Origin of the sequence: Sporomusa sp. GT1, assembly GCF_014634905.1 — a bacterium.
GTDB classification, from domain to species: Bacteria; Bacillota; Negativicutes; order Sporomusales; family Sporomusaceae; genus Sporomusa; species Sporomusa sphaeroides.
Map to the genome: position 1 here is coordinate 1 of NZ_BMBX01000026.1, position 22,351 is coordinate 22,351.

General features: G+C 49.4%; 20 protein-coding genes. 12 read left to right on the forward strand and 8 right to left on the reverse strand.

Going from position 1 to position 22,351, the window contains the following annotated elements; all coding sequences use genetic code 11:
* Positions 1 to 83 precede the first annotated feature (83 nt).
* Positions 84 to 773, forward strand: a complete 690-nt coding sequence (locus GT1_RS18610) for an LrgB family protein (protein ID WP_075756688.1) — start codon at positions 84 to 86, stop codon at positions 771 to 773.
* A 28-nt stretch (positions 774 to 801) separates the two neighbouring features.
* Here GT1_RS18610 and GT1_RS18615 read toward each other — a convergent pair whose 3' ends face one another.
* Positions 802 to 1,683: a LysR family transcriptional regulator gene (locus GT1_RS18615; RefSeq protein WP_188399973.1), complete on the reverse strand. Its 882-nt coding sequence runs from the start codon at positions 1,681 to 1,683 to the stop codon at positions 802 to 804.
* Positions 1,684 to 1,869: 186 nt separating this feature from the next.
* On the opposite strand from GT1_RS18615, the gene GT1_RS18620 reads away from it, so the two are divergent.
* The 3 genes from GT1_RS18620 to GT1_RS18630 all read left to right on the forward strand — a co-directional run bounded on the left by GT1_RS18620 (position 1,870) and on the right by GT1_RS18630 (position 4,657).
* On the forward strand, positions 1,870 to 3,207 hold the full coding sequence (locus GT1_RS18620; RefSeq protein ID WP_188399974.1) for an aspartate aminotransferase family protein: 1,338 nt from the start codon (positions 1,870 to 1,872) through the stop codon (positions 3,205 to 3,207).
* A gap of 17 nt (positions 3,208 to 3,224) precedes the next feature.
* Positions 3,225 to 4,040 (forward strand): 3-keto-5-aminohexanoate cleavage protein, encoded by an 816-nt coding sequence (locus GT1_RS18625; protein ID WP_188399975.1) that lies wholly within the window; start codon positions 3,225 to 3,227, stop codon positions 4,038 to 4,040.
* A 122-nt stretch (positions 4,041 to 4,162) separates the two neighbouring features.
* Positions 4,163 to 4,657, forward strand: coding sequence for a YajQ family cyclic di-GMP-binding protein (locus GT1_RS18630; protein WP_188399976.1), 495 nt, complete (start codon positions 4,163 to 4,165; stop codon positions 4,655 to 4,657).
* Positions 4,658 to 4,749: 92 nt separating this feature from the next.
* Here GT1_RS18630 and GT1_RS18635 read toward each other — a convergent pair whose 3' ends face one another.
* Together GT1_RS18635 and GT1_RS18640 are read right to left on the reverse strand one after the other, a co-directional pair.
* Positions 4,750 to 5,076 (reverse strand): STAS domain-containing protein, encoded by a 327-nt coding sequence (locus GT1_RS18635; RefSeq protein WP_188399977.1) that lies wholly within the window; start codon positions 5,074 to 5,076, stop codon positions 4,750 to 4,752.
* A 34-nt stretch (positions 5,077 to 5,110) separates the two neighbouring features.
* Positions 5,111 to 7,054 (reverse strand): methyl-accepting chemotaxis protein, encoded by a 1,944-nt coding sequence (locus GT1_RS18640; protein ID WP_188399978.1) that lies wholly within the window; start codon positions 7,052 to 7,054, stop codon positions 5,111 to 5,113.
* Positions 7,055 to 7,301: 247 nt separating this feature from the next.
* Between GT1_RS18640 and GT1_RS18645 the strand changes: the two genes are divergently transcribed.
* On the forward strand, positions 7,302 to 8,513 hold the full coding sequence (locus GT1_RS18645) for a divergent polysaccharide deacetylase family protein (protein ID WP_188399979.1): 1,212 nt from the start codon (positions 7,302 to 7,304) through the stop codon (positions 8,511 to 8,513).
* Positions 8,514 to 8,535: 22 nt separating this feature from the next.
* Positions 8,536 to 9,186, forward strand: a complete 651-nt coding sequence (locus GT1_RS18650) for a DUF3786 domain-containing protein (protein WP_188399980.1) — start codon at positions 8,536 to 8,538, stop codon at positions 9,184 to 9,186.
* 85 nt (positions 9,187 to 9,271) lie between these two features.
* Here the strand turns inward: GT1_RS18650 and GT1_RS18655 are convergent, their stop codons facing one another.
* The 4 genes from GT1_RS18655 to GT1_RS18670 all read right to left on the reverse strand — a co-directional run bounded on the left by GT1_RS18655 (position 9,272) and on the right by GT1_RS18670 (position 12,559).
* Complete coding sequence (locus GT1_RS18655; RefSeq protein ID WP_188399981.1) at positions 9,272 to 9,673, reverse strand: hypothetical protein; 402 nt, start codon at positions 9,671 to 9,673, stop codon at positions 9,272 to 9,274.
* A 137-nt stretch (positions 9,674 to 9,810) separates the two neighbouring features.
* The gene (locus tag GT1_RS18660) at positions 9,811 to 10,599 is read right to left on the reverse strand and encodes a tRNA 2-thiocytidine biosynthesis TtcA family protein (RefSeq protein WP_188399982.1); all 789 of its coding nucleotides are present in this window, start codon (positions 10,597 to 10,599) and stop codon (positions 9,811 to 9,813) included.
* Positions 10,600 to 10,602: 3 nt separating this feature from the next.
* The gene (locus GT1_RS18665; protein ID WP_188399983.1) at positions 10,603 to 11,370 is read right to left on the reverse strand and encodes a DUF4130 domain-containing protein; all 768 of its coding nucleotides are present in this window, start codon (positions 11,368 to 11,370) and stop codon (positions 10,603 to 10,605) included.
* Positions 11,333 to 12,559, reverse strand: a complete 1,227-nt coding sequence (locus GT1_RS18670) for a putative DNA modification/repair radical SAM protein (RefSeq protein WP_223226368.1) — start codon at positions 12,557 to 12,559, stop codon at positions 11,333 to 11,335. The genes GT1_RS18665 and GT1_RS18670 overlap by 38 nt, the downstream gene beginning before the upstream one ends.
* A 211-nt stretch (positions 12,560 to 12,770) precedes the next feature.
* On the opposite strand from GT1_RS18670, the gene GT1_RS18675 reads away from it, so the two are divergent.
* Genes GT1_RS18675 through GT1_RS18685 form a run of 3 tightly spaced genes read left to right on the forward strand, consistent with a single transcriptional unit; the run spans position 12,771 to position 16,435 of the window.
* Positions 12,771 to 15,140 carry an ATP-binding protein gene (locus GT1_RS18675; protein ID WP_188399984.1) on the forward strand — a complete coding sequence of 790 codons (2,370 nt, stop codon included), beginning with the start codon at positions 12,771 to 12,773 and terminating at the stop codon, positions 15,138 to 15,140.
* A complete protein-coding gene (locus GT1_RS18680) occupies positions 15,137 to 15,433 on the forward strand; it encodes an Hpt domain-containing protein (protein WP_188399985.1) in 297 nt (98 codons plus the stop codon). The genes GT1_RS18675 and GT1_RS18680 overlap by 4 nt, the downstream gene beginning before the upstream one ends.
* An 18-nt stretch (positions 15,434 to 15,451) precedes the next feature.
* Positions 15,452 to 16,435, forward strand: a complete 984-nt coding sequence (locus tag GT1_RS18685) for a diguanylate cyclase (RefSeq protein ID WP_188399986.1) — start codon at positions 15,452 to 15,454, stop codon at positions 16,433 to 16,435.
* Positions 16,436 to 16,448: 13 nt separating this feature from the next.
* Here GT1_RS18685 and GT1_RS18690 read toward each other — a convergent pair whose 3' ends face one another.
* Positions 16,449 to 17,336, reverse strand: a complete 888-nt coding sequence (locus GT1_RS18690) for a LysR family transcriptional regulator (RefSeq protein ID WP_188399987.1) — start codon at positions 17,334 to 17,336, stop codon at positions 16,449 to 16,451.
* A 330-nt stretch (positions 17,337 to 17,666) separates the two neighbouring features.
* Between GT1_RS18690 and GT1_RS18695 the strand changes: the two genes are divergently transcribed.
* The 3 genes from GT1_RS18695 to ligA all read left to right on the forward strand — a co-directional run bounded on the left by GT1_RS18695 (position 17,667) and on the right by ligA (position 22,302).
* Positions 17,667 to 17,903, forward strand: a complete 237-nt coding sequence (locus GT1_RS18695; RefSeq protein ID WP_075756703.1) for a DUF3343 domain-containing protein — start codon at positions 17,667 to 17,669, stop codon at positions 17,901 to 17,903.
* Positions 17,904 to 18,024: 121 nt separating this feature from the next.
* On the forward strand, positions 18,025 to 20,247 hold the full coding sequence (pcrA, locus tag GT1_RS18700) for a DNA helicase PcrA (RefSeq protein WP_188399988.1): 2,223 nt from the start codon (positions 18,025 to 18,027) through the stop codon (positions 20,245 to 20,247).
* Between the two features lie 24 nt (positions 20,248 to 20,271).
* Positions 20,272 to 22,302: an NAD-dependent DNA ligase LigA gene (ligA, locus tag GT1_RS18705; RefSeq protein ID WP_188399989.1), complete on the forward strand. Its 2,031-nt coding sequence runs from the start codon at positions 20,272 to 20,274 to the stop codon at positions 22,300 to 22,302.
* The last annotated feature ends 49 nt before the right edge of the window (positions 22,303 to 22,351 follow it).

The following is a 22,351-nucleotide window of genomic DNA, read 5'->3' on the forward strand; positions in this document are numbered from 1 at the left end:
AAAGACGAGTCTTAAATATGTGAAATGCTATGTAAAACTGAGAATTAAAGAGATTCTTTAAGATTATTGAAGGAGGACAAGAAATGCAAGTAATGCTGTCTGCCGGATTTATTATTCTTACCGTTGGCATTTATTTGATTTGCCGCTATTTGTATTTTCGCTATAACCATCCGTTAATTAATATTGTGCTGTTGAGCGCTGCGGTGATTATCGCCATCCTGGTTGTGGGCAAACAGGATTATGCGGCATACACTCCGGCCAAAGATGTGATGACTTTTCTGCTGGGGCCGGCTACTGTTGCACTGGCGGTGCCGCTGTACCGGAACCGGCATCTGTTAAAGCAATATGGTATTGCCATATTCACTGGTGTTGGTCTGGGAACACTGGTATCGATGGCATCAGTGCTGTTTATTACGCAAATCGGCGGTTTGTCAAGGGAAATTATCGTTTCGATTATTCCCAAATCCTCAACCGTTCCTTTTGCGGTCGAAGTGGCGGCACTGGCAGGGGGGAATCCGGCGCTGGCGGTCGCTTTTGTGGTAGCTACCGGGACATTTGGCTCAGTTATTGGGCTAAGTCTGCTTAGCCGGTTCAAAATTTACAATCCTGTCGCCAGGGGGCTGGCTATGGGGACGGTGTCACATGGCCAGGGAACGGCCATGGCGCTCTTAGAGGGGGAGCAGCAAGGTGCCATGGCGGGAGTGGCCATGGCTTTGGCCGGCATCTTTACATCAGTGTTGGCACCTGTGCTTATCGCTTTGTTTGTAGGATAACAAATTCTCTCAGCTGCTGCTTGGCTCCTTACTTTCCCATGGTCTCACATAACTCCAGGAATGCCTGGATGGCGGGCGACAGCCACTTATCCCGGTGATAGATTAATTGTGTTTTGACATCAAGTGGCGGGCCGAGCCAGTTAAGTTCGATAAGTTTTTTACGCAGCAGTTCGTCATGTACGGCGATTTTTGGCAATATGGCAATCCCCAGGCCGCAGGCGGTGCATTCCTTGATAGCGCCGACACTGGAAAGCTCCATGATGGCGCCAGGTTTAACCTGCTGATGTTCTAATGCGGCGAGCACAACCGGGCGGTAGCCGCAGCCTTCGGTAGTAAGAATGAGGCACTCTGTGGCCAAATCCACTGGTTCCAGCTTCTGTTGCTGTGCAAGCGGGTGAAGCGGGCTGATTACGACAGTCATTGCTTCCTCATAAAGGGTTCTCACGATCATATCCGGCTGCTGAATATTACCGGCCAGAGCTAAAGCAATGTCAACACTATTGGTCCGCAATAATTGAAAAAGCTGATAACAACTCTCGGTTTGAACTCTGATTTCAATCCGGGGGTATTTTTTTCGGTATTCCAGTAATATTTTGGGCAAGCGGTTTACACAAAGTGTTTCGGCTGCTCCGATGGTGAGCACTCCCTGAAATATATCAGGGGTTAGTTCGCTCTTGGCCTTTTCACATTGCTCCAGTATGTTTTCTGCGCTTTGGTGAAAATGTTTGCCTTCGCTGGTCAGACGGAGGCCTTTGCCAAACCGTTCGAATAGTTTTACCTGTAATTCTTCCTCCAACTGGCGAACCTGGCTGGTAATGTTTGACTGGGTATACCCTAGTTTCATGGCTGCCTTGGTAAAATTGAGGGTTTGCGCGGCAGTAACAAATATTTGCAGCTGTCTTAATTCCATAGCCATTCCTCTCAGGTATTAATAAAAGTAATTAATACCATAAAAAACAATAATTTTTGCTCATATATATAACATGATATACTGCCAGTAAACAGAAGTCTACACCAAAATGAAAGCAGAACAACAGGTCTTGGAGGATGTGGATTTTTTTAGATGTGGGGAATTTACCCGGAGGGAGGAAAAATAATGGATAATGTATTCTACCGGAATATCAATAAAAATTATCTGGAAGTTGAGCGCGGCGAGGGCATCTATCTGTATGATACTGATGGCAACCGCTATATTGACGCTTGCTCGGGGGCTGCCGTAGCCAATCTGGGGCATGCCCATCCACGGGTTATTGAGGCTATGACGCAGCAAGCAAACAAAGTTGCTTTTAGCCACCTTTCCCGCTGGACTTCCGCCCCGATCAAGAAACTGTCCGCCTTAGTGGCCAAACTGGCCCCCGGTTCTCTTAATAAACTGTATTTGGTGTCAGGGGGTTCGGAAGCTACCGAAGCTGCTCTCAAGATGGCACGCCAGTATTACCTTGAGCGAGACGGCAAATCGGGTAAATACAGGATTATTTCCCGTTGGAAGAGTTTTCATGGCAATACCATCGGCGCTTTATCCATGACTGGCGATAAACGCCGTAAAAAATATACGCCGCTGTTATTAGATTTCCCCCATATTGCGCCTGCCTATTGCTACCGCTGTCCTTTTGGCAAAAATCAGGAAAGCTGCGGCGTCGAATGCGCTCTGGATTTGGAACGGGCTATTAAAATGGAGGGGGCCGACAATGTGGCCGCCTTTATTGCCGAAAGCGTCGGCGGCGCAGCCTGTGGGGCCATTGTTCCCCATAAAGACTATTTTAAAATTATCCGCCAGATTTGCGATCATTATGATATATTGTTTATTGATGATGAAGTCATGGCAGGTTTCGGGCGTACCGGCACTATGTTCAGCATTGAGGACTGGGATGTAATTCCTGATATGATTTGTGTCGCTAAAGGCATGAGTGCAGGTTACTCGCCGCTGGGCGGAGTTATTGCTAAAGAAGAAATTTACAATGCCTTTAAGCAAGGTTCGGGTATTTTTGTGCATGGACACACCTATGGCGGCAATCCGCTATCGGCGGCCGTGGCCGTAGCTGTAGTCAAAACTCTGGTTGAGGATGATTTGGTAGAAAAATCACGGGTAGTCGGGGCTTATCTGCTGCGCCGGCTGCAGGAAGAATTGCTGCCTTTCTGGTATGTGGGCGATGTTCGCGGCAAAGGCATGATGCTTGGCGTGGAACTGGTCAGGGATAAGGTTACCAAAGAGCCATTTGAGGCTTCGCTGGGGATCGCAGAAAAATTAACGCTGACACTGGTAAAGCACGGTGTGATTGTTTATCCGGGTACAGGCAATGCCGACGGTGAAAACGGTGATCAGTTCCTGTTGGCTCCGCCGCTGACCATGACGGCAGAACAGGCAGACGAGCTTGTGGCAGCCCTGGCTGCCGGGTTTGCCGAATTTGAGAAAAAGATTGCCCTTACTATGTAGGGATAAGGAGACACGCTATGGAAAAACTGATTATTACAATAGCGCCAACCGGAAATGTGCCGACAAAAAGCATGACACCCTATGTACCGGTAACGGCTGACGAGATTGCCCGGGACATTTCAGCCTGTTACGCCCAGGGGGCTGCCGTAGCGCACATTCACGCCCGGGACGAAGAGGGAAAGCCTGCCTCGGAGCTGAAGTATTTTGCCGAAATTGTGCGGGCCATTGACCAAACGGCCTGTCCTGTCATTAAGCAGATATCTACCGGTGCCAGGGCGGGAAAAACAGCCGAAGCCCGCGCCGCGGCGCTGGTACTTAATCCGGTTTCCGCCAGTTTGTCCACCGGGTCGTCCAATTTTCCCAATTCGGCCAATCTGAATGAGCCTGCATTGGTAGAGTACCTGGCCAAAACCATGCTGGCAAGAAACATTAAACCGGAAATCGAAGTATTTGATGCCGCTATGATAAATAATGCGCTGGAACTAAAGAAAAAAGGCCTCATTAAAGACCCGCTGCAGTTTAACCTGGTACTGGGCGTTAAAGGATCCTTGCCGGCTACGCCCAAAAATCTCTTCTTTCTGGTAGAGAGCCTGCCGCCTGACACTGTCTGGAGTGTCTCGGTCATAGGCCCCCAGCATGTTAATCTGTCGGTTATGGCTATGTCGCTGGGCGGGCATGTCCGGGTGGGAATAGAGGATAATATCTACTATGCCAAAGGCGTTTTGACCACCAATGCTGCGTTGGTAGAACGCATAGCCAATATCGCCAAAGCCATGGGCCGGGAAATTGCCACCCCGGAGGATGTTAAACGAATATGGGGCATAGACCAATAAGTATATTAGGGGCAGACATTATGTCTGCCCCGTGTTTGTATTAGCAGGTTTTTTTGGACAAAATAGAGAAATATGGTATTATATTTTTGACTAATGTTTTTGGATGAAAGGGGTTACTGGTTATGGCGAAAGATTGTTCCTTTGATATTGTGTCAGAAGTGGATATGCAGGAGATGGATAATGCTGTCAATCAGACTACCAAGGAGATTGGACAGCGCTATGATTTTAAAGGCAGCAAAGCCGAAATTGTTCTGGAGAAGGACTCTTTAAAATTATCGGCTGAAGATGAATATAAGCTGGGGGCCATGCTTGATATTCTGCGCACCAAAATGGTGAAGCGCAATGTTCCCCTGAAGTGTCTGGACCCCGGGAAAATTGAATCGGCTTTCAGCGGCACAGTCAAGCAGACTGTCATGATCCAAAAAGGTATCAGCAAGGAAAAGGGTAAAGCCGTAGTTGGCTATATTAAAGAACAGAAGCTCAAAGTACAAGCACAAATTATGGATGACCAGGTGCGGGTAATTGGTGCGAAGAAAGATGATTTGCAGGCTGTTATTCAAAAGCTTAAAGAAAAAGATTTTGGGATAGAATTACAGTTTATTAACTTCCGTTCGTAAATATGCACACACTAAGTAAAAAAACGGGATTGCAAGTAAGCAATCCCGTTCTTTTACTTTGAAGATACTGTCTGTATGAACCATACTGCTGTCTATACTATTGCGTGCTGATCCTCAAAGATGTTAAAAGCACGGGTTAGGCGGGTACGTTCAAAAGCTGCTTTTACGATGCCTGTGAGGCCGTGAATCATAACATCGCCACCGTTTTGGCAGGCTCGTTTTTGAATATTAACCAGCATACCCAAACCGGTCGAGTTAATGCCGTCAACGTTGGAAAAATCAAGCTGAAAAGTCGAGTAACCCTTATCGATATAGCTGAGGATCGCCTCTCTGATTTGAGCGGCCAATTCACCTTGCAGGTCGCCGGTCAGGTTAATAATGACCTGACTGTCCATAATTTGAAACTTTTGTTTTTCCATAAAGCAGTTCTCTCCTTTATTAACAATATAGTTATTACCGGTCAGTGTCGGTTTTAAATTGAGTCATGGCCAGTTTAAGATTGGTAGCCATATTATTGGTTTCAACAGAATTAGCAGACAAAAATTCCATAACGGTTGAGGTCTGCTTAGTAGCAACGGAAACTTCTTTGGCCCGGTGGGCAGTGTTTTCAATTACTGTGGCAAGTGAATCAATCAGATCAATCAGTTGGTCGGACTGCGTAACTTCTTCATCGGTAATTGTCAGTACTGCTTCGATATCGGTAACTGTGTTGTTTACGGCGGTTAAAATGTTTTCTAACGCCTGACGGGCCTGAGTAGCGCTGGCAACTCCGCCATCAACCTCGATCCGGCTGCTTTGCATAGCTGCTACAGCAGCCGCTGTGCTTTGGGTCACCTTGCCAATCAGCGCAGCTACTTCAGTTGCGCCTTGTGTAGACTGCTCGGCCAGCCGCTTAACTTCTTTGGCTACTACAGCGAAGCCACGTCCCGCCTCGCCGGCGCGGGCGGCTTCAATCGCAGCGTTAAGTGATAAGAGATTGGTTTGGGATGCAATGTTGGTTATGGTGTCAGTGATAGCACTAATTTGCTTTATATATTGGTTGAGTGTGGCAATTTCCTGTTCTGTTTCCAGTGTTTTATTTTTGATATTGTCCATACAAGTTACTGTGTGAACAACTGTCTGCTGCCCTTCAAGCGCTGCGGTCAGTGTTTCTCTTGATCTTGCCGCGCCAGAGGTTGCTTCCCGTTTGGCAATATCGGTCAGCGATGACAATTCCAGCAGGGATTTAGAAACTTCGACGACAGATACAGTACCGATTTCAGCGTCGCCGGCAAGCTCGGCGCTGCTAGCGGCTATAGCTGCGGCGGTGCCTGATACCTGCTCAACTGAAGCTGCCGTTTCTTGCGACGCGGCTACAACCTGTTCAGCAGATTGTGATACCGTTTGCACTACAGAACGCAGATTTACCACCATGGAATTGATCGCTGTACCTAGCCGGCCGACTGCGTCATGAGAGGTAACCTTAATTTCCGGTATTGCTAAGTTACCTGTGGCGACTTCTTCCACACAGGCGACCATGACGTGAATTTCTCTGAGGGTCAGCTGCAGAATGAAGAAAGCTAAGCCAATGGCCAAGATGAGTCCGGCAATAATGATAGCACTAAATAGGATTAGTAAAGAATGATATCTGTTATCTGCGTCTTGATATTCCTTATTGGCAAGAGTAAGCTGCAAACTCAGTAACTCGGACAATTTGCCGGATACCGGTTCAATACTTGAGTACATTTCCTCGACCATGAAAGCGGATAATGCATCTTTATCTTCTTTGACCATAATATCAGCGGCTTTGGCGATTGCGCCGTCAGCTATACCAAAAAAGCCGTCAATTTGGGCTACCATACGTTCTTCCTCAGCTGTAAGTGTTTTGTTTTTGTAAGCAGCCCATTGTTCTTTAATTATTGCGGTACCTTCGTTAAGTTTATTGCGTCCTAACGCCCAGGCCATGTGTCCGTTTTTTACTTTATGGCAGGTGTCCACAATGTTTACGGTGAAACTGTCTGACATTAGTTTCAGTTCCTGCAGTGACACGATGCGGTTGTTGTACATGGCTTTCAAAGAGTCATTGGAATTTTTTATTCCATGCAGGCCGATAACACCAACGCAAATTGTCAGCAAGGACATAATTGCTATAACTGTAGCTAACTTGGCTTTAAGGCTGAGGCTGTAAAAGAATCTTTCCAAAGGTTTCAGGCGGAAGCCTTTGTTATGTGCGCAAACAGCCAAGCTATTCCACATGCCAGTCAGTTTTCTGCGGTTGTTCGAAGCAGGTGCAGGTGGTTTCAATGATAATTTAAAGCCGCTAAGTGCTTTGGTGCCGAAGGGGTTAGGGAGTTTACGCAATTTAATTTTGTCACAAAATTTACCGAAAATGGCTGCGAGCTTTTTGAAATTTTTCACATTATACTCCTTATGGTATACTTTGTGGGATGGGACTTTTTACCTAGTGTCCTTAAAAGAATTAGTTCAGGATGAGTCGTTTTCCTCCCGGGGATTTTTAAGATTATGTTAAGTTTATGTTAAGAATGGCACTGCTTGTGTTTAGGAGACAGTAGACAATAGGTAGTTTACAAATATATAATTTAGTTACCAGGTGAGTGGGTATGTGGGTATATTAATTTGATAAACGGTATATAAGGAGAATTTAATGGCAAAGAAACGAAGCAATCATTTTATCTGGATACTCGCGCTTATGGGTGTTTTGGCAGTTATTATGTATTATCAGTTCGGCCAAAAGCCGGCTCAGCCTCCTGAGCCCGGCTACAATATGGAAAAAACAGGAGCCGGGGTAATACTTGACTTTTCCGAGCAGTCATTAAAACTTCATGCGGCGGTTGACAGCGGTTTGGCAAATAGTAAGGTAACTCCCCGGGAGGTAAAGGAAGCCAAGCGGGAAGTTCCACGGACAGGTGTAGAGGGGATTATCCGCTGGCACACCCGGAATATTTTGCTGGAACTGCCGGAAACCGTATCGCCTGAAACTCTGGAACAAGCCATCAAGCCGCTTGCTGCCAATGCCGGCGGCAAGGTCATCGGCACAGAACCGGACAACTATAACGGCACACCGGCGGTCCGCATTGATGTTGGCATTCAAGATAGCCTGAACAATGAACCGCTTACCTTAGTAACTGACCGGATATATATTATCAAAGAGAAAAAGGCAGTGCCGTCCAAACCTAAGCCTAAGGTTGAGCGGAAATCAGGCAGTATGGCCATTATCATTGACGATTTTGGCTATACCAGAGAACCGATTGCCGGTTTTGCCAACATGGGGCGCCCAATAACCTTTGCTGTGCTGCCCTATCGTGCGTACAGTAATGAAGCCGCAACACGCGCTTTGAGCGCCGGCCATCTGGTGATGCTGCATTTGCCGCTGGAACCGCTGTCGGCCGCCGAGGAGACTGAGCCCACAGTAATTACTGTTGCTATGAGTGATGCGGAAATCAAGGATAAGGTGGCAAAAGCCATTGCTGCCACACCTGGGGTGAAGGGCGTCAATAACCATCAGGGTTCGAAGGCTACGGCGGACCGCCGGGTAATGAAAACCGTGCTTGGGGTGATCAAAGGCAACAATCTGTTCTTTATCGACAGCCGCACCAACGGGCAGACCATTGCTGCCGAGACTTCGCGGCAGCTGGGGATCAGGACCGGGGAAAACGAACTGTTTTTAGACAATAGTTCTGATATTGAACTGATAAAAGACCAACTGCGTAAAGCCGTGAAAATGGCGCAAAAAAATGGCAGTGTGACAGTTATTGGCCATGCCCGGCCCAATACGGTTACTGCCGTGCGGGAAATGATTCCCGAAATAGAAGCCGGCGGTATCCGGCTGGTATATGTGAACGAATTGCTTGATTAACTAACTAATGGAGGTGGGGAAGGTGGCATCAAGCTATCAGTTTGCCTATGATAAGGCGGTCGCCGACTTAAAAGAAAAGAAGCCGGCAGTTGTATGTCATAATGCTGTGGCCGAGTATTCGGCAATTTCCGGAACCTATGTAGTTCCTTTTTTCCAAAAGCCTTATGTGGTGGATGTTGCCGGCGGTGAGGTTTATGAGCAGGCAACCGGCCGGCGTTGTGCCTTGGGCACCGGGATGCTGATTCTGCATTATCTGGCTTTTTCCCAGGATGTTGAACCGTCCGGGAAATGGATAACCTTAAAAGAAGTACCCAATGGCGGCATGGTTTTTTTTCCGGCCTTTAAAAAAGAGGTGCTGGACGGTCTGGTAAATACCTTTCAGCATGACTTGCCCGCCTTTGACCGCGCCGCCGCTGCCTTTGGCGGCGAAAAGCTAAAAATGGCGCATAGTGCTTACTCTTTCCAGGCTTTCCCCCGGGTGCCGCTGGCGGTATTGCTGTGGGAAGCCGATGAGGAGTTTGGCGGCAACGCCAATTTCTTATTTGACACCACGGTGGAATACTTTTCACCGGTGGAGACCATTATCTGTTTTGGCTATTATCTGGGGTATAAGCTGGCACAGGCATCCGGACTGCCCATTGCAGGCCGGAAGGAAGACCCGTTATGGGATTAAGGTAGCTAAATAAAAGCGAAAAATACGGAAAATGCCCTGCCGGGTTTACGGCAGGGCATTTTCCGTATTTTCTCCTATCAGGAGGTTAGGGGCGGGAACTCTCAAAATCGGCAGATGAAAAGGAGAGTGACTGTGGTTCAGGCGCTTTTAGCACAATGGTAAAATTCGCATTGTTAGGAGAAACCCTGCGCTTGGAAACATAGGAGAGGGTTTGCAGTATGATGTCATCATGCTGCAATTGGATATTGAGGCGGGCATGATAGCCTCGCGGCACGTCAATTTCCAGGGTATCGGCATCAGTCATGGCCGGTATGGAAAATGTTTTACCAAAGCTGGTAATTGTGACGCCGGTGAGTTGCTTTCCTAAAAACGGATACTGCCAGAAATAGTCCGGCTTTTCGATTTTTACTGCGACTGTTACTTTGGTAAGATCACTGCTGCTGGCCGAGGCTGCTGTCGGCAGCATGCTTAAGCCTGCTATAATCATACAAAGCAATAAACAGAGTTTATTTTTCCAGGTCATAGACATCCCTCACAATCAGATAGTTTTGAAGTAGAGGTATTCTTCTATGCTTATCCAAACTTTTCCTCTTTTTTGAGGAATTTTACAAGCTTTTCTACTGTTTATTGCCGGTTTTGCCGCCAAAAGGCGTCATGCTTGACTTTGAGCTGGCGGCGGTCGGGTGGTTCCGGCCAGAGTTCGGCAGCCTTGCCGCCGCGCATGGCGGCGGCAAGGTGGGCGTAAAACGCCGGGTCGGCTGCTTCCAGCGCGGCAATCTGTTCCTTGATTTCCTGACGCTTGGTTTTGCCGTTCATCGGGCAGGGGCTGGCAATGGGTGTTAAGCCGTGCAGGCTGACGCTTTCCCGGAGCTCTTTTTCCCGGAAGTATACCAGCGGGCGGATGACGGTAAGGCCGGTACGGCTTAAGTAGGTTACCGGGGCAAAGGTTTTTAAGTGACCGGCGTACAACATTCCCATGTAGAAGGTTTCCACGGCATCATCGTGATGGTGTGCCAGAGCTACTTTGTTGTAGCCGTGTTGTTTGGCATAATTATTTACGGCACCGCGCCGGAAAAAGGCACAGGTGAAACAAGGGTCCTTCCCGGCGTTATTCTCAATGATACCGGCAATATTGGCTTGGCTGGTGCCAAAAGGAATCCCCAGCCTGGTACAAAAATCCAGCAACGGCGCAGGGTCAAAATCAGTAGTGAACAGGGGGTCAAGGGTAAAGGCGCCCAGCTCAAATTTTACCGGTGAAATGTCTTTGAGAACTGCCAGGGCATAGGTCAGAAACAGGCTGTCTTTGCCGCCGGACAGGCCGACAAGGATTTTGTCCCCGTCCTGGAGCATGTCAAATTCGATAATTGCTCTGACAAACCGGCTGAAGTACGGTTGCGGCAGGTGTTTATGCATGGGTTATTTAGAAGCCTCACTTTCCAGTATTTTGCCTTCGGCCAGCCAATTCCAGTATTTTTTCGGAATGACATGCTGGGCTAGTTTGATGTTTTTGCGGGCGGCAATATACTGTGACTGATAATAAGTTTCCCAGGCGGCGGCAAAATCCTGATTTTCCAGATAAGGCAAGTAAGGGGCGGCGGCAGTCTGTGTTAGCTTGCCCTCCATTAATACCAGTGCCGTATCTTCCAGCAGGAAAACAAGCCGGGTGTTCGGGTAACGGGCAACAAACTTTTTTAAAATGAGATCAGCGGTTTGATGAAACAGTTTTGGCCGTGCCACCAGGGTATTGTCCGGAGCCGGGTGAAAGCGGATAAACCCCAGCATCTTATGCACTTCGTGCGATACTACCTTGGCGCGGGAAAGAAACATCCGGCTGATATCACCAATACCGCAGAAACAATAGGAATGTCCGTAACGGATAGCCTGTTCGGCTGCCGCAAAAATGACAGCCGAACGGTCGGCCGCCTGATAACGCAGATTGGCCGCCACCAGCCGTGTGAGCGTCTGCCCAGGGCTGTCAAGCAGCCAGGCGGCGTTCAGACCGCAGGTGTCAGATACCTGTTTGAGCAAGGTTGCCAGGGGTATTTCGTCCGCATTATATACGGTGGTATCCTTAAACAGGCCGAGACTATCCTGTTCGCTGTGGAAGCAAGGCAGGTCATTATGTATTTGAGCCAGCAACGCGGCTTTAATGATCGGCCATGGCGACTGTGAGCAGATGATCACGTGTGTCCCCCCATAAACTGAGTTGCGTATAATTTTGGCGGTTGGGTTTGGCGAGTTTGATGCGGTCGCCATAAAACCGGCCATCAATGGTAATGAAGGATAATGCGCGCTTAAGCACTAACCCGGCATTTTTTAATTCTGCCGGCTGTGTGAAGCGGTATTCACGGCGGACCCGGACAATTTTGGCGGCCGAGCGCGGGCCCAGGCCGGGTACTTTGAGCAAGTCCTGAAACGAGGCCTTATTTATTTCCAGTGGAAAGATTTCAGGATGATGGAGCGCATAGGCCAGTTTAGGATCAAGGTCCTGATCCAGATTGCCGCAGGTATCGAAAACCAAATCACTGTAGCGAAACCCGTAGAGACGCAGGAGAAAGTCAGACTGGTACAGGCGGTTTTCCCGCAGCAGCGGTGTCTGGCCCACGGTGGCAAGCGGTGTATCGTCTACCGGCTGAAAGGCGCTGAAATACGCGCGTTTCAGGTTGTACTGGTGGTAGAGGCTGGTTACCGACTGCAAAATATCCCGGTCGGCTTCCTGGGCAGCACCCACAATATATTGGGTGGAATGACTGACTCCCGGCTGTTCTTTCAGGTGGCGGCTGATTTTGGCCATACCGTCAAGTATCTCGCCGGTAAAGTTCTTGCTGCTGCTAAGCCGGGCCAAATGAGCGGCGCTGGGAGCCTCCATATTCAGCGATACCCTGTTGGCAAACCGCATGGCGGCGGCCACATCGGCATCGGCGGCACCCGGCAAAATTTTAAGGTGGATGTAGCCGCCAAATTTGTAGCGGCTGCGGAGGACTTCCGCCACTTTAAGGATTTCACTCATGGTATGGCCGGTGGAGTGGGTAACACCTGAACTTAAAAACAAGCCTTCCACATAATTGCGGCGGTAAAATTCCATAAATAGTCCGGCCAATTCATCGGCAGCAAACTTGGTGCGGGCGACATCGCGTCCGGCGCGGTTGGGACAATAGGCACAGTCTTTTTCACAGTAATTTGTCAATAGCACCTTAAACAGGGAAATGCAGCGTCCGTCAGGAGTAAAGGAATGACATATGCCGCTGGGGGCGGTTGCCCCAATATTCCATTGTCCGGGCTTTTTTACTCTGGTGGCGGTTGAGGCACACACATCATATTTAGCCCCTTCGCCCAAAATTTTCAGCTTAGCCAGTGGGTCCAGCGTTTTCATGGTTTCACCACCAATATGTATTGTAACGTACGGCGCGTACAAACTCAACGAATGTACACAGAAACACTAGCATAATTATAACACAAGAACATATGTTCTGCAAACGTTTGTTCTTTCGACTAGCTGATAAATAAGCTAATACGGCAGGAATAATAGGGGTAATTGTCGAATTATCGAATGTAAGAAACATTTATTTTTTCCGGAGGCTGTTATGCAGGTACTTGGCCGTTTGTTTAATTGCATCAATGCTCTGCTTGGGCTCAATACCCTCAAGTCATTGCTGCGGTTTTGGGGATTTATGCTGGTTTTGCTGCCTTGTATTACGTTAATGCTTATTTTTACTTACTATGAGCTGCAGAATACCAAGCGGGGAAGCGCCGAGAATCTTGAGCAGATGATTACGATGCAGCAGGATACCATTGATAAGTGGTTTCATGAGCGCGCTGCCGTCATCAGAGATATGGCCAACTGGCCGGTGCTTAAAGCCGAAACAGAGGATATTGAGTCTATCAACGCAAGAATCAAGCAGTTCCTGCAAAGTCAGGATGAGTTTTCTGCTGTCATTTATGTTAATAAAGCGGGAGTTACGGTTGCCGCTCCGTTTGCGACGACAGGAATTGATATATCTGACCGTCCTTATTATCAAAAAGCTGCCCAAGGACAGGAATATGTAAGCGATGTGCTGACAGCACGGGGAGCAGCCGACGGACAGCCTGTAGTTGTTTTTTCTGCCCCTGTCTTTGATGAATACCGTCAATTTAAAGGTCTGATGCTGGGAGCAGTCAAACTTGCCACCATTGACAAGATTATGAAACAGTTTCAGTTTGGCCGTACAGGAGAAACCTATCTGATTAATCAACAGGGGGTAATGATTACCGAGTCGCGGTTTATCGGTCAACTGGTAGAAACCGGGGTTGCTAAGGACAATGCCAGGCTGAGTTTCCCGATTAACGGCGAAACGCTGCAAGTGGTCAGCCAGGGCAAAACAGGTACTGCCGCCTATACCAACTACCGCGGCCAAGAGGTTATCGGTGCCTATCGCCAGCTGATTAACCGTGACTGGATTATCATTGGCGAGGTTGAAAAAGGGGAAATATTAGAGTCCTTTTACCGACAAATCAGCATTATGTTTATCTGTTTCCTGGTATTAATGCTGGCGACCCTGCCATTAACCATGGTGCTGGAAAAGCGGCTGGCAACTCCCATCAGGCGGTTGATCGCCGGGGCAGACGCCATGCGGGCCGGTGATTATAGTTACCGGGTTGAGCAGAGCCTTATTGATGTTTCGGTTTCGGAGATCAAAACCCTATGCAATGTTTTCAATTATATGGCGGAAAACATCCGTACGAAAACAGAAACGCTGAATGATGCCAATCAGGCGCTTACTGTTGCCAGAGATGCAGCTCTCGCAGCCTCGGTGGCAAAATCACAGTTTTTAGCCAATATGAGTCATGAGATCCGCACGCCGTTAAATGCAATTTTAGGAATGGGCGAGCTGCTGGGAGAAACCCCGCTTACGCCTGAACAGGAAAAATATGTGCGGGTGTCCCGGTCGGCCGGAGAAAATTTACTTAATCTTATCAACGATATCCTGGATCTTTCCAAGATAGAGCTTGGGCATCCAACTTTAAATAAAAGCGAGTTTGATTTATTTATCGCGGTGGAAGAGACTTGTCAGATTATACTGCTGCAGGCCCAGCAAAAAGGCATTGCGCTTCACTGGCATATCAGGCCGGAAACACCTTCCCGCCTGATTGGTGATCCGGCGCGCTTGCAGCAGGTGCTCATCAACCTGCTGGCCAATGCCGTTAAATTCACAGAAGCCGGTGAGGTTACGCTAGAGGTAGCGCAAAGAAGCCAACCGGAAGCCGGCTTTGTCGAATTGCTGTTTGTTGTGCGCGATACCGGTATTGGCATTCCTCAGGACAAGCTTGGACACATTTTTGAGAGGTTTACCCAGGTTGACGCTTCCGATACCCGAAAATATGGCGGCACCGGCTTAGGACTGGCCATTGCCAAGCGTTTGGTGGAATTAATGGAAGGCCGTATTTGGGTGGAAAGTATGCTGGGAGTGGGCAGTACTTTTTACTTTACCGTAATAGTTGGTCAGGGAAATGGAACTACAGAAGCCGCTCACCTGTCCTGCACCGGGCTTATCGCCGGCCAGCAGCCAATACCGGAAGCCATCCGGCAGGAGCCGCTGAATATTTTGCTGGTGGAAGACTCGGCAGATAACCAACTGCTGATTGAGGCTTATCTCAGAAAGACTCCGTATAAGCTGGATATAGCTGACAATGGTCAGATTGCTGTGGAAAAGTTTATGGCCCGCCAATATCATCTGGTGTTTATGGATATGCAAATGCCGGTGCTGGATGGCTATCAGGCCACCAGAACCATCAGAAACTGGGAACAGGAACAGGGGCGTACCCGTACACCCATTATTGCCCTGACAGCGTATGCGTTGCAGGAAGATGGCATAAAAACACGTGATTCAGGCTGTGATGCCCATCTTACCAAACCCATTAAGAAGCGTGTTCTGTTGGATGCCATAGCACATTTTGCGAGGAGGAACCTGATGTGAAATACAGTGTTGTTATTGATCGTGATCTGGAGGATTTGATTCCAGGATTTCTGCAAAAGCGGCAGGAAGATATCAATGCTATTGTAACTGCCGCAGATAGTAAGGACTCTGAGGCCATACGGGTAATTGGGCATACACTAAAAGGTATTGGCGGCGGCTATGGTTTTGACAGAATCACCGAGCTCGGGGCAGCCATTGAACAGGCCGGAAAACAACAGGAGCCGGTTAGAGCCCGCGAACTAGCCCAGGAATTGAAGCAATATCTTGAAGTTGTTGAAATCTGCTATGAATAGGCAGGGAGGAGTACTCAGATGGCTATCTTAATTGTTGACGATTCGGCAGACAGCCGGGTATTGGTTAAACGTTTATTGGAGAAAAATGGGTTTAGTGAGGTAATTACCGCCGAAACGGCATTCGCCGCTTTTGACTTATTGGGAATGGACCGGCCGGCCTGTGCGTCCACACGCATTGATCTTATTCTCATGGATGTAATTATGCCGGACATGGATGGGATTGAAGCCTGCCGGCTGATAAAAGCCAATCGATGTTTAAAAGACATTCCGATTATTGTTATCACGGCCAGTGATATCACGGAGACGCTGGAAAGGGCATTTACCGCCGGGGCTATGGATTTTATCACCAAACCGGTCAAGCCGCTGGAACTCAAAGCAAGGGTGCTTTCGGCTTTGAAAATCAAATATGAAATCGATCAGCGTAAAGCACGGGAGGCTGAATTGGTAAAGGTTCTGGAAGAACTGGAAAATGCCAATCGAGAATTAAGCCGCCTGTCTTCGCTGGACGGTTTAACCGGCATTGCGAACAGGCGGCATTTTGAACGAATCTATGATATGGAATGGCGGCGGGCGGCAAGAACAGGCAGCGAACTGTCGGTTCTGTTTCTGGATCTTGATTTTTTTAAATATTACAATGACACCTATGGGCACCAGGAAGGCGACGATTGCTTGAAACAGGTGGCGGCAGCCGCAGGCCGGGTTCTAAAACGGCCGGGTGATTTATTGGCACGCTATGGCGGTGAGGAATTTGTTGTTATTTTGCCGGAAACCTCCATTGCCGGCGCTGCCGAGGTCGCGGAAGCCATTCGGCAAGCCATCGAGCGGTGCAATATACCGCATAGCGCCTCGCCGGTGGCTGCCCATGTGACGGTAAGCGTAGGCGTGGCAGGCGGCCGTGTAACACCGGAGGATAAGCCGTCCGACTTTATTGCCCGGGCTGATAAGGCGCTGTATGAAGCAAAACATAGCGGACGCAACCGGGTCAAAGTGGCGGACTGCTAGTTCTGGGAGACTACTAATTCTGTTTGATTAAATACTGCCAGAAGGTCTCCAGACATGCCGGGCGCAGCGGCTGACGGCTAAGGGCATAGAATTGGCGTTTGATGGCGGTGCCGGGTAGTGGCAGTGCAATAAGCTGACCGGAGGCAAGCTCGCTCTCCACGGCCCAGGCAGAGATAAAGCCTACGCCGATTTTGTTCATAATGGCGGCTTTTATTGCTTGATTACTGCCTGCTTCCATCACGACAGTAAGGTCAGCGGCTGTTATGCCCAGCCGTGCCAGTGCCTCCAGCGCCGAACGTGCCGTACCGGAGGATTCTTTTCGCAAAATAAACGGTAAGGCAGGCAGCCAGTCTTTGACCGGGGAAGTGCCGCTGGCCGGTTTAAAATCCGGATGGGCGGCAAGCACCAGGGCATCTGTCCATAAGGGCTGACTAATAAGGCTGTCATCGGGTTTCGAGCCGATGACAGCAATGGGAAACTCGCCCTGGGTAAACCTTTTCAAGATGGTTTGGCTGTCGCCTGTTACCAAAGACAGCGTAAGTCCGGGATGTTCACTGAGAAACCTGGCCAATAGCGGCGGCAGGATATAATCTGCCGGGATTGTGCTGGCACCCAGCAGTATCCGGCCTCTTGAACCTTGTGTCATGGCCTGAATTTCACTATGGGTGCTGGCAACCAGGCTGTTAATTGTCCGGGTAGTTTCGTATAGCTTTTCTCCGTAGATAGTTAGTGATACCCCTTTGGATGTCCGGGTAAATAACGGGCAGCCAAAATTTTTTTCCAGGTTGTCGATATGAAAGGAAACGGTCGGCTGGGTTAGGGCGAGTTTTTTTGCAGCGGCGGAAAAGCTGCCTTCTTCGGCTACTTGTAAAAATACGGTTAATGATTGAATATAGGACATATGCTCACCTCAGATATAAATAGATATTCCAAATGAAATTTTTACCGTGTGTTGTATAGTTGTATAATTCGGAAACTAAGATACAATTTCCTCTTAAACAATGGCTTGGCAGGAATATTATTATAAGCATGTAATATTTATTGTACCGATAAGCAAAGGAGTTTGATGGACTGTGGCGAATATATTTGATCTGAGGGACTTATTATTAAATTTGCCAAGTCGCAGAACTTCCGGTCGGAATGTTCTGAGGCCGGCGGTGAGTATACTATCCATATAGCAGATAATCTAATCATAGTATACTTTGCGAGTGCATAGGGAAAGGGTTAGTAAATGCTCAGTTGTGTAATTACATTTCCGTCAGTATATCACGCCTTCCGGGCGAAAAAGATTTTAAAAGAACACAGCATTGTCGCCGAGCTTGTGCCTGTACCGCGTGAACTGAGTGCCTCTTGTGAAGGTTTGGCAGCCCAGGTTGCGGAACAGGACGTTGACAAGGCTGTTGAAGTGTTGGGGGCCAAGGGAATCGTTATGCTGCAAAAAGGTGTCAAGCTGGTACAGGCGTATTGATACCGCGTTTTTTAAGAGTCTGCATAGGCAGGCTCTGTTTTTTTTTCTGCAAATCAACAGGAAAAGACAAACATATGGAGAAAATATTAATGTTTACCCTACTTAACACTTGGAGGAAGCTATGAATAACATATTTGACCGCTTGAACCCGGCACAGCAGGAAGCTGTTGCCCATGTAAACGGGCCGCTCCTAATCATGGCAGGAGCCGGTTCAGGCAAGACCAAGGTCCTGACAAGCCGGATTGCCAATCTCTTAGCACAGGGAGTGGCACCTTATAATATTCTGGCCATAACCTTTACCAACAAAGCGGCTGCCGAAATGAAAGCGCGGGTGGCCGGGATCGTTGGCCTGGTTGCCAAAGATATTTGGCTGAGTACCTTTCATGCCTTCTGCGCCAAATTCCTGCGGATGGAGATTGAAAACCTGGGCGGCTATACCCGCAATTTCGTCATCTATGATGCCGGTGATTCGCAGTCGCTGATTAAAACCTGTCTGAAGGAACTCAACCTTGACGAAAAGCAGTTTACGCCCGGCGGTGTGCAGGCCACCATCTCTAATGCCAAGAATGCGCTGCAGGATGTGCGGGAGTTCACTTCGCAGGCCGACAATTTTTACAACCTCAGAGTAGCCGAAGTGTACAAACTGTACCAGAGCAAACTCAAAGTCCATAATGCGCTGGATTTTGACGACCTCCTGATGCTGTCGGTGGAACTGCTGGAATATAATGCCACGGTTCGGGAAAAATATCAGCAAAAATTCCACTACATCCTAATCGACGAGTATCAGGATACCAACCGTGCTCAATACCTGCTTGCCCGGACGCTGGCGGCCAAACATAGAAACATCTGCGTGGTAGGTGATGTTGACCAGAGTATTTATGCCTGGCGGGGGGCAGATATTCAGAATATCCTTGATTTTGAATCCGATTATCCGGATGCCAAAGTCATTAAATTAGAGCAAAATTACCGTTCCACCCAAACGATACTCGATGCTGCCAATGCCGTCATCGAAAACAATTGCAACCGCAAGCCCAAGTCATTATGGACAGATAATCAGGCTGGCGATACCATAACTCACTATCTGGCAATGGATGAACGGGACGAAGCCCGGTATATCACCGATAATATTGTGAAACTCAATACGGTGTATCGTACACCTTATAAAGATATCGCCATATTGTACCGTACCAATGCCCAGTCACGCACCATTGAGGAAGGCCTGCGCAATGCCGCTATTCCTTATACCATGGTGGGCGGCCTCAGGTTCTATGACCGAAAGGAAATAAAAGACATCATGGCGTATATCAAGGTGCTTTTCAACCCGGCAGATGCCGTCAGCCTGCTGCGTATTATCAATGTGCCCCGCCGGGGGATTGGCAATACTACCATTGGCCGGCTGGAAGAATATGCGGCCGGGCAGGGTGTGCCGCTGTTCGATGCCGTGTCCAACCCTGACTTGGTGCCGGGACTTACTAAGCGGGCTAAGCATCAGCTGGAAGGGCTGGCCGAATTGATTTTCAATTTGATGGCCTGCCAGAATACCCTGCCTGTGCCCGAACTGGTGGATAAAGTCATGCGCGATTCCGGTTATCTGGCCGAGCTGGAAGCCGACAGCGACCCGCAGGCGATGAGCCGCATCGAAAACTTAAAGGAACTTGTCAGTGACGCCAAAAAATTTGCCGAAACCGAAGCGGAAAATACGCTGGAAGAATTTTTAAGCCATGTGTCGCTGCTGACAGATCTTGATAATAATGAATTCTCTGATGACAAGGTGACCCTCATGACCCTGCATTCGGCCAAAGGGCTGGAGTTCCCTGTCGTATTTCTTGCCGGACTGGAAGAAGGTATCTTCCCCCATGTCCGCACCCTGATGGATGAACGGGAAATTGAGGAAGAACGGCGGTTGTGTTATGTCGGTATCACCCGGGCTGAGCGCAAGCTGTATATATCCAATGCCCGGCAGCGCATGATTTACGGGAATACGGTATGCTATTCGCCGTCCCGGTTCCTGGATGAAATACCGCCTGAGCTCATGGAACGTTATGCGCCGCAGCGCCCTGCCTATTTGTCATCCATGCCCGGCAGCCGTCCGGTTGCCGCCGCTTCGCTGCCTAAGGCAGCGGTCAAACCGGAACTCACTATCCTGAAAAGCCCGGTGCAAAACCCGGCTAAGCCACAGAACCTGGAATGGAAAGCCGGGGAAAAGGTGTATCACGCCAAGTGGGGCACAGGCACGGTGGTGGCCGTCAGCGGCAGTGGTGACAATATGCAGCTTAGCATTGCCTTTCCTAATGAAGGCATCAAAAAACTGCTGGCCCAACTGGCGCCAATCAGCAGAGTCTAATATATTCTTCGGGGGTTTTACGACATGAATACCGCGATACCGGATAGCCTGACGGCTGCTGCGGAGGAAATTGAAAAATTAAAAAAAACCATCCACTATCACAGTCACCGCTACTACGTGCTTGACAATCCTGAAATCAGCGATGCCGAATTTGACAAACTGCTGAGGCAGCTTATTGACCTTGAAACCGCCTATCCTTCGCTGATTACCCCCGATTCCCCCAGTCAGCGGGTGGGTGGCGCGCCGGCCGGCGGTTTTGCGCGGGTGGCCCATTTGACGCCGATGCTTAGTTTGGGCAACGCTTTCTCCGCCGGGGAACTGCAGGCGTTTGACGCCAGAGTGCGGGGCAGCCTTGACGGCCAGGCTGTGGAATATGTTGTTGAACTCAAAATTGACGGCCTGGCCATGAACCTTGTCTATGAACATGGCCGGCTGACCCGGGGAGCTACCCGGGGTGACGGCGTTTATGGCGAAGACGTGTCAACCAATATCCGTACCATCCGCTCGGTGCCATTGGTGTTGAGCGAGACCGGCGGCATTCCGCCGCTGTTGGAAGTACGCGGGGAAGTGTATTTGCCCAGGCGGGAATTTGACCGGCTGAATACACTTAGGGAAGCTGCCGGTGAGCCGCTTATGGCCAATCCCCGCAATGCCGCCGCCGGTTCCATCCGTCAGCTTGACCCCAGAATCACGGCAGAACGGGCGCTGGATATTTCCATGCATGGTTTGGGGACCGAAGAAGGTCTTGGGGTCACTACCCACTCGGCCATGCTGGAGAAACTGCAGGCACTGGGTTTTAAAATCAATCCCCATTACCGGACCTTTGACAATATTGACGAAGTGGCACAGTACTGCGAAAGCTGGGCGGAAAAGCGGGTTGATTTGCCTTATGACATTGACGGCCTGGTAATCAAAGTCAATAGTCTGGCCCAGCAGCGCCTGCTTGGTTCCACCGCCAAAGACCCGCGCTGGGCCATTGCCTATAAATTCCCGGCAGAGCAGGCGACGACCATTCTGGAAGACATCTTTGTGCGGGTTGGCCGTACCGGGGCGCTGACACCCACTGCCGTACTGCGGCCTGTCAGACTGGCAGGGACTACGGTGAGCCGGGCTACCCTGCATAATGCCGATTTTATTCAGGAAAAGGATATTCGCCTTGGCGATACCGTCATTGTTCATAAAGCCGGGGAAATTATTCCTGAGGTGGTTGCGGTTGTGGAGAGCCGGCGCACAGGGCAGGAACAGCCCTTTATTATGCCTGCAAGCTGCCCCGAATGCGGCAAGCAGATTGTCCGCGAAACCGGAGAAGCAGCCCATAAATGCGTCAATCCCCGCTGTCCGGCGCTGCTGCGGGAAGGACTTATCCACTTCGTTTCCCGTGATGCGATGAATATTGACGGACTGGGCCCGGCGGTCATCACCAGCCTGCTCGAGGCCGGACTGGTAAAAGACGCGGCAGATTTGTATACGCTGCAGCCGGCAACGCTGGCGGTGATGGAACGTATGGGCGAAAAATCGGCAGGCAATCTGGTGAAAGCCATAGCAGCCAGCAAAGAGGCCGGTTTATCCCGGGCGCTGTTTGCTTTGGGCATACGGCATGTCGGCGCCAAAGCCTCGGCACTCTTAGCCCGGTACTATGGTGATATTGACAGGCTGGCTGTGGCCGGCGCCGAAGAACTTACGACAATTGGTGAAATCGGCCCCAAAATTGCCGAAAGTGTGGTAAACTATTTTGCCGATCCCGATAATTTGGCGTACATCGGGAAGCTCAAAGCCGTGGGCGTGAAACTGACCGAAGAACGCCAGGAGCCTCTGAGTCAGGAATTGGCGGGCAAAACCTTTGTCCTGACAGGCACCTTGACCATGCCGCGCAAAGAAGCCGAAGCCCTTATTGCTGCCTGTGGCGGCAAGATATCCTCATCTGTCAGCAAAAAGACCAGCTATGTCGTAGCCGGTGAGGAGGCCGGCAGTAAGCTGGATAAGGCCAATGAACTGGGTGTTCCGGTCCTGAATGAAGAAGAGTTCCTGATGCTGGTACAAAAGCCGCAAGCATGATATAATAAAATTTATTGGAAAATGGTGACACACCCTGCCGGGTACTTGG